The organism is Mucilaginibacter sp. P4_D1 (assembly GCF_056401935.1).
This window is the reverse complement of the sequence record NZ_JBFUIJ010000003.1, coordinates 126635-141676: the sequence shown is the minus strand read 5'-3', so window position 1 is coordinate 141676 and position 15042 is coordinate 126635. Positions and strand designations below refer to the sequence as shown.

General features: G+C 42.1%; 17 protein-coding genes. 10 read left to right on the top strand and 7 right to left on the bottom strand.

Going from position 1 to position 15042, the window contains the following annotated elements:
* Positions 1 to 43 precede the first annotated feature (43 nt).
* From AC1DV1_RS04460 to AC1DV1_RS04450, 3 genes are all read left to right on the top strand, one after another.
* Entirely contained in the window at positions 44 to 523 is a 480-nt protein-coding gene (locus AC1DV1_RS04460) for a hypothetical protein (protein WP_477355868.1), read from the top strand.
* On the top strand, positions 520 to 1023 hold the full coding sequence (locus AC1DV1_RS04455; protein WP_477355865.1) for a hypothetical protein: 504 nt from the start codon (positions 520 to 522) through the stop codon (positions 1021 to 1023). Before AC1DV1_RS04460 ends, AC1DV1_RS04455 begins: the two co-directional genes overlap by 4 nt.
* A 64-nt stretch (positions 1024 to 1087) precedes the next feature.
* Complete coding sequence (locus tag AC1DV1_RS04450) at positions 1088 to 1846, top strand: hypothetical protein (protein WP_477355862.1); 759 nt, start codon at positions 1088 to 1090, stop codon at positions 1844 to 1846.
* A 355-nt stretch (positions 1847 to 2201) separates the two neighbouring features.
* Here the strand turns inward: AC1DV1_RS04450 and AC1DV1_RS04445 are convergent, their stop codons facing one another.
* Together AC1DV1_RS04445 and AC1DV1_RS04440 are read right to left on the bottom strand one after the other, a co-directional pair.
* Positions 2202 to 4100, bottom strand: a complete 1899-nt coding sequence (locus AC1DV1_RS04445) for an SPFH domain-containing protein (RefSeq protein ID WP_477355859.1) — start codon at positions 4098 to 4100, stop codon at positions 2202 to 2204.
* 217 nt (positions 4101 to 4317) lie between these two features.
* Positions 4318 to 4650: a hypothetical protein gene (locus AC1DV1_RS04440; RefSeq protein WP_477355856.1), complete on the bottom strand. Its 333-nt coding sequence runs from the start codon at positions 4648 to 4650 to the stop codon at positions 4318 to 4320.
* A gap of 36 nt (positions 4651 to 4686) precedes the next feature.
* On the opposite strand from AC1DV1_RS04440, the gene AC1DV1_RS04435 reads away from it, so the two are divergent.
* The 5 genes from AC1DV1_RS04435 (at position 4687) to AC1DV1_RS04415 (ending at position 7035) form a co-directional block, all read left to right on the top strand.
* The gene (locus tag AC1DV1_RS04435; protein WP_477355853.1) at positions 4687 to 4845 is read left to right on the top strand and encodes a hypothetical protein; all 159 of its coding nucleotides are present in this window, start codon (positions 4687 to 4689) and stop codon (positions 4843 to 4845) included.
* Between the two features lie 56 nt (positions 4846 to 4901).
* Entirely contained in the window at positions 4902 to 5309 is a 408-nt protein-coding gene (locus AC1DV1_RS04430) for a lipocalin family protein (RefSeq protein ID WP_477355850.1), read from the top strand.
* Positions 5310 to 5457: 148 nt separating this feature from the next.
* Positions 5458 to 6003: an RNA polymerase sigma factor gene (locus tag AC1DV1_RS04425; RefSeq protein WP_477355847.1), complete on the top strand. Its 546-nt coding sequence runs from the start codon at positions 5458 to 5460 to the stop codon at positions 6001 to 6003.
* Complete coding sequence (locus tag AC1DV1_RS04420) at positions 5984 to 6256, top strand: hypothetical protein (protein WP_477355844.1); 273 nt, start codon at positions 5984 to 5986, stop codon at positions 6254 to 6256. The genes AC1DV1_RS04425 and AC1DV1_RS04420 overlap by 20 nt, the downstream gene beginning before the upstream one ends.
* A 95-nt stretch (positions 6257 to 6351) precedes the next feature.
* On the top strand, positions 6352 to 7035 hold the full coding sequence (locus tag AC1DV1_RS04415; protein WP_477355841.1) for a ClpP family protease: 684 nt from the start codon (positions 6352 to 6354) through the stop codon (positions 7033 to 7035).
* 179 nt (positions 7036 to 7214) lie between these two features.
* Here the strand turns inward: AC1DV1_RS04415 and AC1DV1_RS04410 are convergent, their stop codons facing one another.
* The 5 genes from AC1DV1_RS04410 to AC1DV1_RS04390 form a co-directional block, all read right to left on the bottom strand.
* On the bottom strand, positions 7215 to 8441 hold the full coding sequence (locus tag AC1DV1_RS04410) for a multidrug effflux MFS transporter (RefSeq protein WP_477355838.1): 1227 nt from the start codon (positions 8439 to 8441) through the stop codon (positions 7215 to 7217).
* A 218-nt stretch (positions 8442 to 8659) separates the two neighbouring features.
* Positions 8660 to 9832, bottom strand: a complete 1173-nt coding sequence (locus AC1DV1_RS04405) for a BamA/TamA family outer membrane protein (RefSeq protein ID WP_477355835.1) — start codon at positions 9830 to 9832, stop codon at positions 8660 to 8662.
* Positions 9833 to 10089: 257 nt separating this feature from the next.
* Positions 10090 to 10443: a hypothetical protein gene (locus tag AC1DV1_RS04400; RefSeq protein ID WP_477355832.1), complete on the bottom strand. Its 354-nt coding sequence runs from the start codon at positions 10441 to 10443 to the stop codon at positions 10090 to 10092.
* 369 nt (positions 10444 to 10812) lie between these two features.
* Positions 10813 to 11622, bottom strand: a complete 810-nt coding sequence (locus AC1DV1_RS04395; protein ID WP_477355829.1) for an alpha/beta fold hydrolase — start codon at positions 11620 to 11622, stop codon at positions 10813 to 10815.
* Between the two features lie 9 nt (positions 11623 to 11631).
* On the bottom strand, positions 11632 to 12948 hold the full coding sequence (locus tag AC1DV1_RS04390; RefSeq protein WP_477355826.1) for a GntT/GntP/DsdX family permease: 1317 nt from the start codon (positions 12946 to 12948) through the stop codon (positions 11632 to 11634).
* 380 nt (positions 12949 to 13328) lie between these two features.
* Here AC1DV1_RS04390 and AC1DV1_RS04385 point away from each other — a divergent pair, with 380 nt between their 5' ends.
* On the top strand, positions 13329 to 13688 hold the full coding sequence (locus AC1DV1_RS04385; RefSeq protein ID WP_477355823.1) for a response regulator transcription factor: 360 nt from the start codon (positions 13329 to 13331) through the stop codon (positions 13686 to 13688).
* Positions 13689 to 14655: 967 nt separating this feature from the next.
* A complete protein-coding gene (locus AC1DV1_RS04380; RefSeq protein ID WP_477355820.1) occupies positions 14656 to 15027 on the top strand; it encodes a response regulator transcription factor in 372 nt (123 codons plus the stop codon).
* The last annotated feature ends 15 nt before the right edge of the window (positions 15028 to 15042 follow it).

The window sequence follows — 15042 nt, the reverse complement described above, 5'->3', positions numbered from 1 at the left end:
ATTTGATTCCAGTTTTTAAACCAAGTCCCTCTTTACTTTGATTTTGAATACGCAGTTACAAACTTCCGGAACCTTTGCTGAGGGCAAGTCATTAGCTGTTCATAATCTGTATAATAACTACGCAGCCATGCTATTGGGCTATATATTTGAGGTTGTAAAAAACCGATCGGAAGCCGAGCAATACCTCATTGCTGTTTTTACCGATGCCCAAAGCCAGATTGACGAATTTTATAAACCGGGTGTAAATGCGTTTTGCCGCCTGCAGCTGATGGCCCGTAAAAAGCTGGCAGATTTTTTTTTAAGTATCGGGGAATGTAACATTGGTGGCAGCCAACACCAGCAGCCGTTTACAGGTAAAAATAAGTTTATCCAACAGATGGATACCCAACAACAATTTGTTTTTTGTGGGTTGCACTGGCATGGCAAAACGATTGGTAAAGTTGCAGCAGAATTAAACAAGACTGAAAACGACATCAGAAAAATATTGAAGGAGTGTTTTACGATTATCAGGAACAGTAAATGAGGATTGAGGATTACATAGAGAGCGGAATACTGGAAACCTTTGTAATGGGTGCTGCATCTGACGATGAGGTTAAGGAACTGATGTACATGAAAGCCATGTTCCCCGAGGTTAATGAAGCCTTGCTACAACTGGAACTGGATATGGAGCGTATAGCTCAAAACATGGCCATTACGCCTCCGGCTGATACCTGGAATAAAATAGAGCAGGAAATAAGCGATATTATTTTACGCGAAGCCACCCAACCCGAAAAATACGCCAGGCAAAGTAGTGAAGAGAAATTCGATGGCAACAAAAATTACAACAACAAACATCATTATATAGAAGTAGAAGCCGAATCGAGTCACATAAAAATACACAAAAACTGGAAATGGGTTTTTGCAGCAGTTTTTGTATTGGGCAAGATATTTTTAGGCTGCGCTATTTATTTTTATTTGGAGAACAGGCAGGCACAACAACAAATACAAGAGTTGAAAACCGAGCTTAAACAAGTGAAAAAATAATACCAACTTGCTGGTATATGATGATGTTGGCTAATGTAATATATTTGACCTCCTTACCTTTATTATGGACCAGCTTATTAATGCTAACTCATTTGAGTACAAGTACGAACGACTTGCAAGCTCAGAACTTATCGCGATTATCCGCAATTCAAGAAACTTTCAGCCTCTTGCTGTCGAAACGGCGTACATCGAACTTCAGCGCAGGGACTTGCCCCCCGAACAGTTTAAAGAAGTAAATGACGAATTTAACCTTTACCTGAAGCGTAAAGTTACCAAACAAACACAGGAGCTAAATTTGCCAAAGCCTGAGCAAGCAAAAAAAGCCCCCTTAAATCAGCAGTTCTTTTCGGCAAAACGGGTAATCGGCATCGTTTCGTTAACCGTTTTAGCCGTGTATTTTATTACGCTTGCCCAGGGCGACACCGCCGTTTTACGCATGATTACCGAATCCAGCTCGTACCGCCCGTCTTTTTTGTTTGTAGTAATACCTTATTTAATGTTGCCATTGGGTGCCATTGGTTTTGGTTTGAGAAAACAATTAGGATGGATAATGCTGTCATGGGCCGTAATGTATAACGCGCTCAAACAGGCCTTTTTTTTAAAAAAGGACCTTGATATTAAATTAAACGACCGTTATACCGATATCATATCAACAGACGAAGTTATCCGTAACGCCATTGTTATCGGTTTTTTTGTACTGATATCTGTAATAGTCTGTCTGCCCGGAATCCGTGCCAAAATGAAAACCGGCATACTAACCATGGTGTTAACCATAGTTGCGGCAATTGGCTTTTTAGCATTGCAGGTGATGAAAGTTATTTAGTTTGGTGGAATTAAACACAAATGGCGCATCGAAGGGTGCGCCATTTGTGTTTACATGGATGTTGATTTAAATTTCTTAGCCCTTGAAGCTACTGTGTGTACACATCTTTCAGATTCTTATTATTAATAAACCGATGTCATTTCGAACGAACCGGAGGTGGATTTAAACAGCAGGGTGAGGAGAAATCTTTAACGATTTGCATCAACACAAACATATCGGAATGCGGGGCGTACAAGATTTCTCTTTCGCGCCCCGCTTTTTCCCACTCAAGCGCTATCGAAATGACATTCATATTAAAAAGATATGTCACACACAGTAGGCTTTTGAAGCGACATGCCGGTTTACCAACCACTCACTACTCACCACTCACTTTTCCGCCACTCACTGCTCCGCCTTCTTCATTGGCTTTTTGCAGTTTTTTAAGCATTTCGCTGCCAATTAAGGCATCTATAATACCGTTGCCACCGCCTTCTTTGCCGCTTACCATTATTTCTGGTACCAGTTTAATACCATTGCTGGCAAGGGCTTCGGCTACACGCACAATGGCATATTGCTCGGTACCCATGGCTTCGGTTTTTTGTTTGGTAACTTCGGCTTCGGCCATACCTATGGCTTTAATTTTAGCACCTTCGGCCAAACCATTCACTTCGGTGGCGTTTGCATCAGCTTTGGCGTTCACGGTTTTGGCTTCGGCATCGGCCTTGGCAATCGTGATCCTAACTTCGGCATCCGCTTTGGCGTTAATGGTTTTGGCTTCGGCCTCACCACGCGATGCAGCAACTCTTGACGCAGCCATCTGTGTATTTATCTCAACCTGGCGGGTCGATTTTACAACCTCTGGCTGCATATCGGCACCGGCACGGGCGCTTTCAAATTCCTTACGTTCAATTTGCGCGTGGCGTTGTATTTCGTAAGTTACTTTTTCCTGTTCGGCTATTTTACGGTCGGTTAAGGTTTTCATCAAAGCAGCTGGTGGCACTATATCGCCAATCAGGGTATCTACACCTATTACATTGTAACTTTGCAACACGGTGCTTATGTGTTCTTTAGCATCGTTTTGCCTTTCAATACGGTTGGCTAAAAAGCCGATAACATCACTCCGTTGGGCCGAGTTACGGAAATAGTTGGCAATGGTAGGCTCCAATACCTGCGATACCAGGTTTTTCATTTTACCAAAACGGGCTATCACTTTTGGCGCTTCGTTACGCGGAACGTGTATAATTTGTGACACATCCAGGTTGAATGTAAAACCATCTGATGACCTTACCGTAATAGTACACAGGTTTTTATCAAGCTCATGTGCTTCGGTACGGCTATCGGCCCAGTTTAGCACGATGTTGGTGGTAGGCACAATTTCAACCGCATGGGTATAAATGTTCACCGGATGTTTACCAGGGTCAAGCGGTTCGTCCCAAACGCCTTTTTCGTTACGTTTTACAATATTACCATGTTTAAAGGCATCACCGCTGGTATCCTTACCTTCGGGGCCTACAAAGGAGTTAACAACGCCTACATAACCAATGGGTATGTATATCATATCTACCTGCTCTACAATTACAAACCAGGGGTTAAGGTAATAAGTACCGGCCAGGATAACATCCTCCTGCAAGCCCTTGCGGCCGCCTGCATTAATGAACGCTATTGGGTCCTGGTAGTTTTTATGTCCATCAACCGAGTAACCGGCAATCTCGCCTTTTGCCAGGGGCTCACCATCCAGCGTGGTAATAATACCTACTTTGTTTTCCTGTATCTGGGTAATAGGCACCGTTACGATCTCGAACAAGAAAGTATTGATACGGTAACTACCCGGCGTAAGGAAAGCCGCCTGCGGGCCTTTTTGGCCATTGTTGTCAAGGAATGCAATAGCATCCTGGAACTTATCACAGTTTACCGGTTTACCCAGCACACGGCCTGTATCAAAGGATGCACCGTCCTTTGCTTTTACCAGCCCGAGTTTGTTTTGCTCAATAATGGTAAAGGGCTCCATGGTAATACCATACTGCCAGGGCCACATACCCCAGTACAAGCCCGGCGCAAGCGCTTTGGCCTGCATACCGGCCTCGCCATTAGTGGCAATAATCCTGCCATCGGGCAACCGCGACTTACCCGATAGAGTAAACTTTTTAACCACCAGGCCAATACGGTCGTCAGGGACGATCACCATCCCAAAGAATACGCGTAAAACAAATTTGTACAGCACCAATAATAAAATTACGGGCACGGCATAAAAAAGCATAACAATTGATTTGTCCATTTTTTTAAGATTTAGAATTTAATTTTTTTTTGATTTTTTTAACGGAACCCTTAAGGTGCGGGCCCTCACAATACTAATTAGCATACCTTTTGGAAGGGAGTCCTTGGCTATTTAGTGTCATTTAGACAGTTACGGTTATAGGTTGTTACAACAATTTTAAAAAATATTTTTGGATTTGGGAATTCGGATGTTCGATTTCGGATTTGGCAGGATTTCCCTATCTAATCAATTCCTCAGCGGTCATTTTAAAACCCGCCTTAAAATTGACGGTTGCGATACCTTCTGATATCCCCAGCTTACGTTTTGGCTTGATAAATTGCGATGCAGAAAGGAAATAGCCAATAATTTGCGTGTTATTTCTATCGGCAATTGCAAAACTCAGTCCATCTTTAACTTTCTTTAATATCTCCGCAAAATGAGTTTTCAACTCGTCTACAGTAATTGTTTCTATGTCTGGTTTCATGTTATAATAATACATTTTACTTGTCAGGTTATCAAGCGAATATCCCCGTGATACTTTAAATAATTGTAAACAAATTTCAATCTCCATGAGTTAAGATAGTAACGTTACTAAAACCTCACTATCATGGCAACATCATCATATAGCAAAACCGGACGCAAAAAGGCTGAAGTCAACGCTGCTAAACCTGCGGGCGAAGAATTGAAAACCGACTTCCCTATGAGCGAAAAGGACGAGGTAAAAAAAGCCGAAGAACGAATGAAAAAACAAGCGAAGGGCAAATAATTTTCTGTTTATTTTGGAAGCAATTTTATAGCTTAGGCAAACAATTATCCCCCATCATGATTAAACATAGCTTTTTATTGTTTGCTGTTATATTGCTGTTCATCACCGCGTGCAAGCCGTCGGTTTCGGTTACCACCCTTACCGGTAAATGGAAATATGTAAAGGTAGAGCACCCCAATGCCAGCCCTCCGGATACGATGAAAAAGGCCGATTTGGATGAAGTGGCACCATACATTCAATTTACGCCCGAAATGAAGTTTTTGATTGTGTGGGGTGGTAAGTTTTTAGCGCATGGCACCTTTACGCTTAATGGCGGCAACATGAACATGACCGAAAAATTAGAAGATGGTAAAACACGCAGCTATGTTTTCACCGTATCGGAACTTACGGAAAACAAGATAATTTTTGAAACTATCGGTGTTGATGGATCAAAGGTAACTGCGTTAAGGGCGAGTAAATTCTGAGGTCAGTTGCCTGTGGCGAGAGGCGTGGTTCGGCTTGTGTGCGGGAGGTTCGGAATACCTGAAAATCATTGAATCTTTATTCAAAAATTTTTCTTCAAAAAAGGTGATATATCTTCCCTAACTTGCACATAGTAATAAACAGTAAACAATGGATACAGTTAAATTACAGGAGCAGGCGCAGCAAAGGCAGGAGCTTTTTGTAGGGCTATATAAACAGGTATTCCCTGCTGTGGCAAAGTACGTGGCCCGCTGCGGGGGCTCATTTGATGAGGCTAAAGATGTTTTCCAGGATGCCTTATTAAGCTATTACGAAAAAACAGCAGAGGTCGGGTTATCGGTTAACAATAGCGACGGAGCTTATATTTACGGTACCGCCCGGTATCTGTGGATAAAACGTTATAAAGAAGGCGGCCAAACCTCGCCGTTAAATGAAGCTCTTATAGTTAACACTGCGGAAGAAAACATCAGTTTACCAGATGGTAACAAACTGCTCTACTTTTTGGAATCTGCCGGCAAGCGCTGTATGGAACTGCTCCGCTCGTTTTATTACGACAAACTGCCGATGACCCAGGTTGCCGAAACATTTGGCTTCTCGGGTGTACGTTCGGCAACCGTGCAAAAATATAAGTGCATAGAAAAAGTAAGGGAAACAGTTAAACAAAAAGCACTAACCTATGAGGACTTCCTTAAATAACGTAGCCCGGATAGAAGCACACCTGCTTGGCAGCCAAAAGCCCACGGATGCTTTACTGTTTGAAGCCATGCTGTTGCTGGATGATAGCCTGCATGTTGATGTATCTGCCCAAAAACAAGTATATAGCCTGGTACAGCAATACAGCCGCAAACAATTAAAACAAGAGATAGAGGCGGCTCATGAGCAACTATTCAACCAGCCCGAACATCTGAGTTTCAAACAGAAAATAACCCGGTTATTTTTTAAGTTTTAAGTCGGAAATTCTAAGTCTTAAGCCCGGAGTCTTGATAGACAAAAAACAGGACTTATGACTTAAAACTCACTACTCACCACTCACTACTTCAAACCATGAATATTGATAAACAGGAATTCCGCAAATACGCGGTCATGCACCATGCTATTGCCGGTTCGCTGGTAGACAGCTACATCTCAGGAGTCGAAAAAAGCGCCTTGCCAACGGCCATGACGCCCTATATTACAGAAGAGCGCGAAATGCGCGTAGCCCAGATGGACGTATTCTCGCGCCTCATGATGGACCGCATCATTTTTATGGGCCAGGCCGTTGACGATAACGTAGCCAACATTATCCAGGCGCAACTGCTTTTTCTGCAGTCTACCGATGCTAAAAAGGATATCCAGATGTACATTAACTCGCCCGGTGGCTCGGTATACGCCGGCCTGGGTATTTACGACACCATGCACTTCATCAGCCCTGATGTGGCTACCATTTGTACAGGCATTGCCTTATCCATGGGCGCGATATTGTTATGCGGCGGCGCGGCCGGCAAAAGGGCTGCCTTAAAACATTCGCGCGTAATGCTGCATCAACCATCAGGAGGGGCGCAGGGCATGGCATCAGATATCCAGATAGCAGCACAACAGATATTGCTAATGAAACAGGAATTGTATGAAATAGTTGCTAAACACAGCGGCCAGCCTTACGAAAAAGTTTACCAGGTATCTGACAGGGACTATTGGATGATAGCCGCCGAAGCCAAAGAATTTGGGATAATTGATGAGGTGCTGATGTAGGCAGATGTGCAGATTTCAAATTTCAGATGTGCAGATGGGGGGCAGATCTTAGATCGGTGGCAATGTTGAGTTGTAAAAAGGGTTGTCATGGTGAGCCTGTCGAACCATAGCGGGCGAAGGTCTGTCCACGCGAGTCTTCGACAGGCTCAGACTCGCAGGCCTCTTCCTTCGAAAAACTTTCAATGCGCCGCCACTGCCGCACCGGCCACTGCTTCCACCTTATTCTTAATAAACCGCTTTCCTACAAATAATACTACAAAAGCCACAACCGAGGATGCTGCCATTACACCGGCCATTGGCAACGTGCCCTGGTTTTGAATAAGTGTGATGCCGTATGATGCAAGCGCACCTATCGCCATTTGCAGCGCGCCCATTAAAGCCGATGCCGAGCCTGCGTTTTTGGTAAATGGCGCCAACGACAAGGCAGATGCATTCGGGCTTGAAATGCCTACACAGCACAAAACACCAAATATCATAACTATTGTACCAGCCATACCAAACCAGCCATTTAACGATCCGGTTAAAAATATCGCCGAAATTAGAACCAGGCAAACCACGGTAACATTTATAATTCGCTCGCTTTTATAATACCTAACCAACAGGCTGTTTACCTGGCTTGCTCCAATAAAGCCAATAGATAGGCCGCCAAAAACCCATCCGAACGCACCTTTGCTTACCTTAAAAATACCGATAAAAACAAGCGATGACGATGCTACATAGGTAAACAAACCGGCGAATATAAAAGCGCCGCTTACTGCGTAAGTAAAAAATTGAGGCTCTTTTATAACAGCCCAAAAGTTAGTGATTATGGGTACAGGCTTAAGCGAATAAGTAGGATCGGGTTTGTAACTCTCGGGCAGGAAGAAAAACACGGCAATAAATATCAGTACAGCAATCACAGTAAGTACTAAAAATATCGCCTGCCATTCAAAATGGTTAACTATAGCGGTGCCCGCGGTTGGTGCAAGCATGGGCGAGGCGCCCAACACCAGTATAAGCAGGGCAAATACCTTGGCATTATCTTTTACCGGGAATAGATCGCGCACCATGGTCATTGCTGCTACGGTTGCAGCACAGCCTCCGATGGCCTCAAAAAAGCGCATTCCCACAAGCATCGGTAGTGATGTCGAAAAAAAACATCCTACCGAAGCAACGATGTATAAAACGAGTCCGAAATAAAGGGGGCGTTTGCGTCCAAACCTGTCAAGTAACGGCCCATATAATAGCTGACCAGCCGATATACCGATAAAAAAGCTCGACATCGTCAGCGTCATCTGCTCAGGGCTGGTATGTAAATACGCGGCAATGGTATCAAAAGCCGGCAAATACATATCTATTGAAAATGGCGCCAGCGCTGTTAGCGAACCTAATATAAGGATAAGGAAGAAGTATCTTTTTTTAGTCATGTAATTTTGCGGTCAATAGTCGATAAACCATTGTTTATGGATTTTGTTAATCAGAAACCTGTGGACAAAGATAGTACTAACAACAGATAATGGTTGCCATGGCATCATTAAAGGTGCTTTTATTACCATAGGATAACATCATAAATTATCAACCAGAGATTACCTGTCTGCTAAGACCATCACTATGGTCTATAGACCATTGATCATAGACGCCTCAACTAAAACGTCTCGCCCAAATTCAGATTAATTGACGAATAGTTACGGCTTACACCATAATCAAGGCTAATATTAGTACCAGATTTTTTATTGAACTTAAACCTAAGGCCGGTGCCCCCCGCGGGATGCCAATAGGTAAATTTATAGGCATCTGGTTCGGTTACCGAGTTCACGTTGGCAAATAAAACAAAACCCAGCAAGCCGTTGCGGGTAATATCGCGGCGGTATTCGGTTTCAAAATAAGCCAGTCGTTGGCCGCGGTAACGGTTTTGTTGAAATCCCCTGCCCGACCGCTGGTACGGCTCCCAGCCTAAACTGGGCAGGTTTAAATAAGGAGTGCCTGGCGTAAGCGATGTCCAGTAATACGTCCAGAATGCCAATACATTTTTGGGGCCCGAATTAGTTAACGAAACATACTTACGCAAATCGATGTATAACGATTGCCAATTGGTATGGCTTCCCAGCACTTTAGTATTAAACCGGTACGACACGTTAGCATAAACCCCGGGCAAAGGGTCAATTGAGTTTCTGCGTGTATCATATAACAAATTCAGGGTGGCTCCCGATGAAAATGCATCCTGGCCAGTTGCGGTACCATACTTGTACTTGGTAAAATCGCGCAGGGTTTGTTCACCCTGGCTATCTATATCGGCATAATAATCAAGATTATACCCCACGCCGGCATAAAAATAAGGCTTTATTCTTTTTAGCACAGTTTGGTAAAGGCGTATGTAATTATAATCAACCAAAAATTTGTCGTGGTTGTTCATATTGCCCCCAAGGCCCCAGGTATATTGGGGGTAAACCAGTAAACGAATATCGCCTATAACGTTCCACTGATTATCTTTAAGCCAAACACTTGAACGAATCGGCAAGCCGTACCGCCCTTTAAGGTTAAAATAAGGGGTAAATACAACGGTAGAAAGATTGGTAGTCTTTTGATCGCCCAGGTAAAAGCCTGCTGTAGTTGAGGTAAACAGTGCTCTGCCTCCGCTCCGGCCGTCAGATGTTGAGATAGGCAGAAAAGAGAAATAAAATTTCTTCTTCTCGGTAACCGATACCTTCCGTGGCTTAACATTAAATACCGACCGGAAAACATCTATCAAGTCCCGCTGCGGAATAGTATCCGTTGGCCTTCTTGCTGTATCGGCATTAGGCCTGCTGGTTTGTGCCATTATAGCAAAAGGTATTAAACAAAACAATAATGCTACAAACGTTTTACCCATTATTTATTCAACGTAATATGTACACCTGCTGTTTGGCATTGTTGCCTGTAAAACCAAACTTTTAACGAATAACCCGCCTTTAACGCATTTATTAAGCAAATTTTATTTTACACTTTGCTGATAATAGCACTCACTTAAGATAATAAAAAAAGCCCGCGGTTGTAGTTAAACCGGGGCTTTTAAATAAATTTAACTTTTTTTAACCTTTACTGGTACTTAACCGTAGTTACAGTAGTTGTTTTGCTGTATGGATGCGCGTGATGCCTTGGGTGAGCCCTTCGCCACGCAATACGGCGGGCACGCTCTTTTTTCTCCCTTGCACGGCGGGTTTCATTACCAATAATGTAGCCGCCACCGGCGCCTATAGCGCCGCCAATTAAAGCGCCGCCAACATTATGGCCTATCAGACCGCCTGCAACAGCCCCACCGGCACCACCTATTATAGCGCCCTTACCCTGGTCGCTTATTCCTTTTTTCTTTGTAGTTTGGGCCTGGGTGTTTTGCGCAAACGTTAACAACATCGCAAAAAACAGGCAGGCAAATATGATTAGCTTTTTCATGGTATAATGTATCTGATAAGTGTTAATAATTATCACCTATACAAATAACAGGCCAAGTATTCAGTTTGCAGTAAGCAGCGGGCAGTTTGCAGTAGTAAACTTACTATTTGAGTGGTAGCTTACAGTATTTAGTTTTGGGCGCGTATCCCTACGGGCCGGGCTATCCGCTCATACTGCACAGGCATTAGGCGCGAGGCCGGTATCCGCTTTTATCCCTTACGCAAGAGTTGTCTGAATCAGGATTTTCAGAATTAAAGAATTAACAGAATTTTAAACACGATTTAGTGATCGTAACAAGATTAACAGGATTTTTAAACTGCAATATTTAACATAATGCCAACTCACAACTCACAACTCACAACTCACAACTCACTTAAAAAATTCCATCACACTAGTCGAAAACTGTACCGTTTTTGAGGCAGCGTTATGATCGCCGGGTACATAGCCTAGCTGGGATGTGGGGATCATTTTATGCAGTTCTGTTTCCGATCCGCCGTCATGATCTTCTGTGCCGTTTATCAATAATACGGGTATTTTTACTTTAGCCAATTCCTGCGGACTTGTTGAAGGCTGGTATTTTTGTTGCAACGCCAATGCGGGTACATCAAAAGCCGGGTTACTATGAATATACTTTATCATTCCGTCTACATCATGAAAACTGGTATCGCCCATTAAGGCTTTATAGGCATGAACACGTCTCGGCCATTCGGGATTGGTGTAAGCATCACCCATACCGCCCATAACCAGTTTTTGCACCCGCTTATCCAGCACCAATAGGCGCGATGCGATGATAGACCCGCGCGAATAGCCTACCACATTGTATTTTTTGATGCCCAGGCTGCCCACCAAACCAATAATATCTTTAGCCTCGGCATCGTTGGCGTAACCGGCATCGGTATGTGGTTTGTCAGATCGTCCGTTACCCCGCTGGTCAAGTATAATCACCTTATAACCGGCTGCAAGCAAATCGGGGTAAAGATGGCCATTCTTCCAACCCTGGCCCGTGCCCGAAAACCCGTGGATAAGCACAACCGGGAAACCTTCACCTTTAATCTCGTAATAAATTTTTGTTCCATCGGCAGCAGTGTAAAAGCTCCCTGCGGTTTCCTGCGCAAAGCTGGTAAGGCCTATCGTCAGCATTATTACCAATAGCGTAATTGGTTTTACAATTCGTTTCATTGCGGGTAATTACCTTATAAACTGGTTAATAATTAATACCCCAGCCAACCCTGTTAACGAAACCAAAGTTTCCATTAACGACCATGACCTGATGGTATCTTTTATATTGATGTTAAAATACTCTTTAAACAACCAAAAACCCGAATCGTTAACATGCGAGAATGCCAGGCTGCCTGCACCTATCGAAAGCACCATTAAATTGGCATCAACGTGGCTTTTGGTCACCAGCTTTACCAAAATACCGGCTGCCGTAAGTCCGGCCACTGTTGCCGATCCTAAACTAACCCGAATGATGGCCGCTATTACCCAACCTAAAAGCAAAGGTGGCATGTTTAGCGTTTTTAACTGGTCGGCTATCTGGTCGCTTGCGCCACTGGTGGTCAAAACTTCGCTTAGAGCTCCCGAGCCGGCAATAATAAGCAGTATGAGCGCTATGTCTTTAACAGCATCGGTATAGTTTCCTGCCAGGCCGCTCATCTTTTTCCCTTGTTTAATACCTAATGTAAAAGTAGCCACGAGAAGGGCAATCAGCATTACGATAGATGGATCGCCAAGGAAGGCTATCAACTTTACCACAAACACGTTTTTGACACCCAGATAAGGAAATAAAGCCGAAAGCATTAGCAGTATTACAGGCAACAAAGCGGTAAAAAAGCTATTTAAAGCTCCGGGTAATTTTTCGGGCGGTAACTCGTCGGCCCTGAAAGTAGCTAATGGTTCGGAAGGTATTTTTTTTAAAAACCGGGCAAATAACGGGCCGGCAATAATAATGGCCGGTATCGCTATCATCAAACCATAAATAAAGGTTGTAGCCATATTTGCATGAAACATAGCTACCAATGCCGATGGCGAGGGATGTGGCGGTAAAAAGCCATGTGTAACGGATAAAGATGCCAGCATGGGCAAACCAATATAAACAGCCGGCAACTTATACTTATACACTACCGAAAATATAAGCGGCACCATCAATACAAACCCTATTCCGTAAAAAAGCGGAATGCCAATGATAAAACCGGCAGTAACTAAAGCCCATTGTATATGTTTTTCGCCAACTGCTTTAACCAGTACCTCGGCTATTTTTTGGGCAGCCCCGCTAACTGCCACAAGTTTGCCCAGCATAGCGCCCAGGCAAATAATGATGAGCAATTTGCCCATGATATCGCCCATACCTTTTTGTATCGAGGCCATTAACTTATTTATCGGGATGCCCAGTAGTAGTCCTGCAGCTATGGCAACAATAAGAAAGGCTACAAAGGGATTTACCTTGCCCCAGCTTACCAATAAAATAAGCAGGATAATACAAATTAGAATAATTGCTAATACCATTATATCAAACTGTTAATAGTTGGGCACTTAAGCCAACCCTTGCCCGACTAAAGTAACAACAATATTTGATTTTAAGCTTTTTACAGCCAAAAGCTTTTGGCATCATTTATTGATTTTATTTGGTCTCCCTATGTATTAACTATTTGTTAAAACCTCAAAAAACACAAGTAAGTTCTTTTTTTAAAAAAATGTTAATTAGAACAAAAATATTACTGAATCGTCATCCTTTTGTTCATTCCATTCTGCAAAAAATGTTTACTTTTGTTTGCTGACGTACCCGATAAATAATAGCCCCTACTACTGTTATCTCATAATTATTTCAACATAGTTAGCAACAGTTACTTAAATACATTTCGGCCTTTCAATTTTAATTTTTCATTATGTCAAAACGTATTTTAGTATTGGACGATAATCAGGACATTTTAGAAATTGTTCATGAAACACTCACGTATGAGCAATTTGAAGTGCGCAGTACATCAAATAGTGATGATGTATTACCAATAATAGCGGAATTCGGCCCCGACCTGGTTATATTGGATTATCGTGTTGCAGGTACAAACGGCGGCGAAATTTGCAAAAGCATCAAAGTTCACCCCCAATTTGGCAATATCCCTGTTATTATATTTTCGGCTTATTTAAGTAATGACGATCATCTTTTAAATTACGGTTGTGACGGCATTATCAATAAACCTTTTGACCTGATTGAACTTGTAGAGAAAGTTAATAACCTAATTAAGTAATTGCCCAGGTATTCTGCCTGCATTCATCTAAAATCACTCTCATTTTTACCGTTACTTTTAATAAAAATTAGCAACAATAAAAAAAAAAGATCCTAAAAGGTATTGTATTTTTCAAAAAACTAATTTTCATGCCATAAAAATAATGAAACAACAATAAATAACCTTAATGGTTGAGATATTGACAATAACCATATCTTTGTTATAGTAAAAATTAAATAATAATTAAATACAATAACCCCCTAATTGTATTATGGTTGTACAAAGTAATCAACAGCAAGATATCAAGCCTTTGCAAAAAAAATGGCCGACATGTCCAAGATGCAAGGCAGAGCTTGAAGAGCGGGTTCCGCGAGGTTTTTTTGCTAAGCATTTTTTATTTTTCCTCCCCATCAAAAGATACATTTGCTATCGCTGCCAACGCAAACGATATGTACTTTATTAATCATTAATTAATTTTACAAACCAAAAGTATACCGATACTAACTTACTGGTAGTATTTATATATAGCCTGATGTTTTGTAGGGGCTATATTGTAAATTGCTCCCTACATATAGTATGACAGAAGATCAAAACATTAGCGAAAAACCAAGAACAGTATATTATTGCTCAAAATGTGGCGCTCCCTTCCACTTTAAAATGCGTCGCAGTTGGTTTACTAAAAGGGTTTTGTTTTTTTTACCCATAAAAAAATATTTCTGTGCCAAGTGTAAAAAAGCGAGTTACATTTTTGCTAAGTAGTGCTCTTATTTAGTATTAAATACTCCTTTTTACTTAACAATTACTTAAATTTAGTCTTCACTCCTGATAGGATTTTTTATTCACTTTACTTTAAATTAAGTATAAGCAGAATATTATACTGATTTAAAAGTACTTATCAAAGCAATTTGGTATAACATTTGCTTATCTTCAATGTAAGTTGTTAATTAATGATTAACAGCATTTTTTGAAGATACTAAAATACAATACCATGAGACGGATATTAGCGGTTGATGATGACAAGGACATATTGGAGGTTTTACAATACATACTTGAGGAATCGGGCTATGAGGTTGAAACACTATCGGATGGGCATTACATTTTTGATAGAATCAGAAAGCATAGCCCCGACCTGATTTTACTTGATATTATGCTGGGCGGCTTAGATGGGCGTGAGTTATGCAAACACATTAAAACCATGAAAGAGACCAACAATATTCCGGTTATCCTCATCTCGGCAAGCCACAATATTTCTGATCGTTCGCTCCAACATGATGGAGGCCCCGATGATTTTATAGCCAAACCATTTGACATCGACGTTTTATTGCGGAGCGTAAGAGCACAACTTAACCAGGCAGCTTAATTGCAAAATAGCAGG

Excerpts from the sequence above, each read along its gene's own strand:
- AC1DV1_RS04425 (WP_477355847.1), top strand. The coding sequence starts at position 5,458 with ATGGATACAGTTAAATTACAGGAGCAGGCGCAGCAAAGGCAGGAGCTT.
- AC1DV1_RS04410 (WP_477355838.1), bottom strand. The coding sequence starts at position 8,441 with ATGACTAAAAAAAGATACTTCTTCCTTATCCTTATATTAGGTTCGCTA.
- AC1DV1_RS04405 (WP_477355835.1), bottom strand. The coding sequence starts at position 9,832 with ATGGCACAAACCAGCAGGCCTAATGCCGATACAGCAAGAAGGCCAACG.
- AC1DV1_RS04400 (WP_477355832.1), bottom strand. The coding sequence starts at position 10,443 with ATGAAAAAGCTAATCATATTTGCCTGCCTGTTTTTTGCGATGTTGTTA.
- AC1DV1_RS04430 (WP_477355850.1), top strand. The coding sequence starts at position 4,902 with ATGATTAAACATAGCTTTTTATTGTTTGCTGTTATATTGCTGTTCATC.
- AC1DV1_RS04380 (WP_477355820.1), top strand. The coding sequence starts at position 14,656 with ATGAGACGGATATTAGCGGTTGATGATGACAAGGACATATTGGAGGTT.
- AC1DV1_RS04440 (WP_477355856.1), bottom strand. The coding sequence starts at position 4,650 with ATGGAGATTGAAATTTGTTTACAATTATTTAAAGTATCACGGGGATAT.
- AC1DV1_RS04395 (WP_477355829.1), bottom strand. The coding sequence starts at position 11,622 with ATGAAACGAATTGTAAAACCAATTACGCTATTGGTAATAATGCTGACG.
- AC1DV1_RS04415 (WP_477355841.1), top strand. The coding sequence starts at position 6,352 with ATGAATATTGATAAACAGGAATTCCGCAAATACGCGGTCATGCACCAT.
- AC1DV1_RS04455 (WP_477355865.1), top strand. The coding sequence starts at position 520 with ATGAGGATTGAGGATTACATAGAGAGCGGAATACTGGAAACCTTTGTA.
- AC1DV1_RS04385 (WP_477355823.1), top strand. The coding sequence starts at position 13,329 with ATGTCAAAACGTATTTTAGTATTGGACGATAATCAGGACATTTTAGAA.
- AC1DV1_RS04450 (WP_477355862.1), top strand. The coding sequence starts at position 1,088 with ATGGACCAGCTTATTAATGCTAACTCATTTGAGTACAAGTACGAACGA.
- AC1DV1_RS04445 (WP_477355859.1), bottom strand. The coding sequence starts at position 4,100 with ATGGACAAATCAATTGTTATGCTTTTTTATGCCGTGCCCGTAATTTTA.
- AC1DV1_RS04390 (WP_477355826.1), bottom strand. The coding sequence starts at position 12,948 with ATGGTATTAGCAATTATTCTAATTTGTATTATCCTGCTTATTTTATTG.
- AC1DV1_RS04420 (WP_477355844.1), top strand. The coding sequence starts at position 5,984 with ATGAGGACTTCCTTAAATAACGTAGCCCGGATAGAAGCACACCTGCTT.
- AC1DV1_RS04435 (WP_477355853.1), top strand. The coding sequence starts at position 4,687 with ATGGCAACATCATCATATAGCAAAACCGGACGCAAAAAGGCTGAAGTC.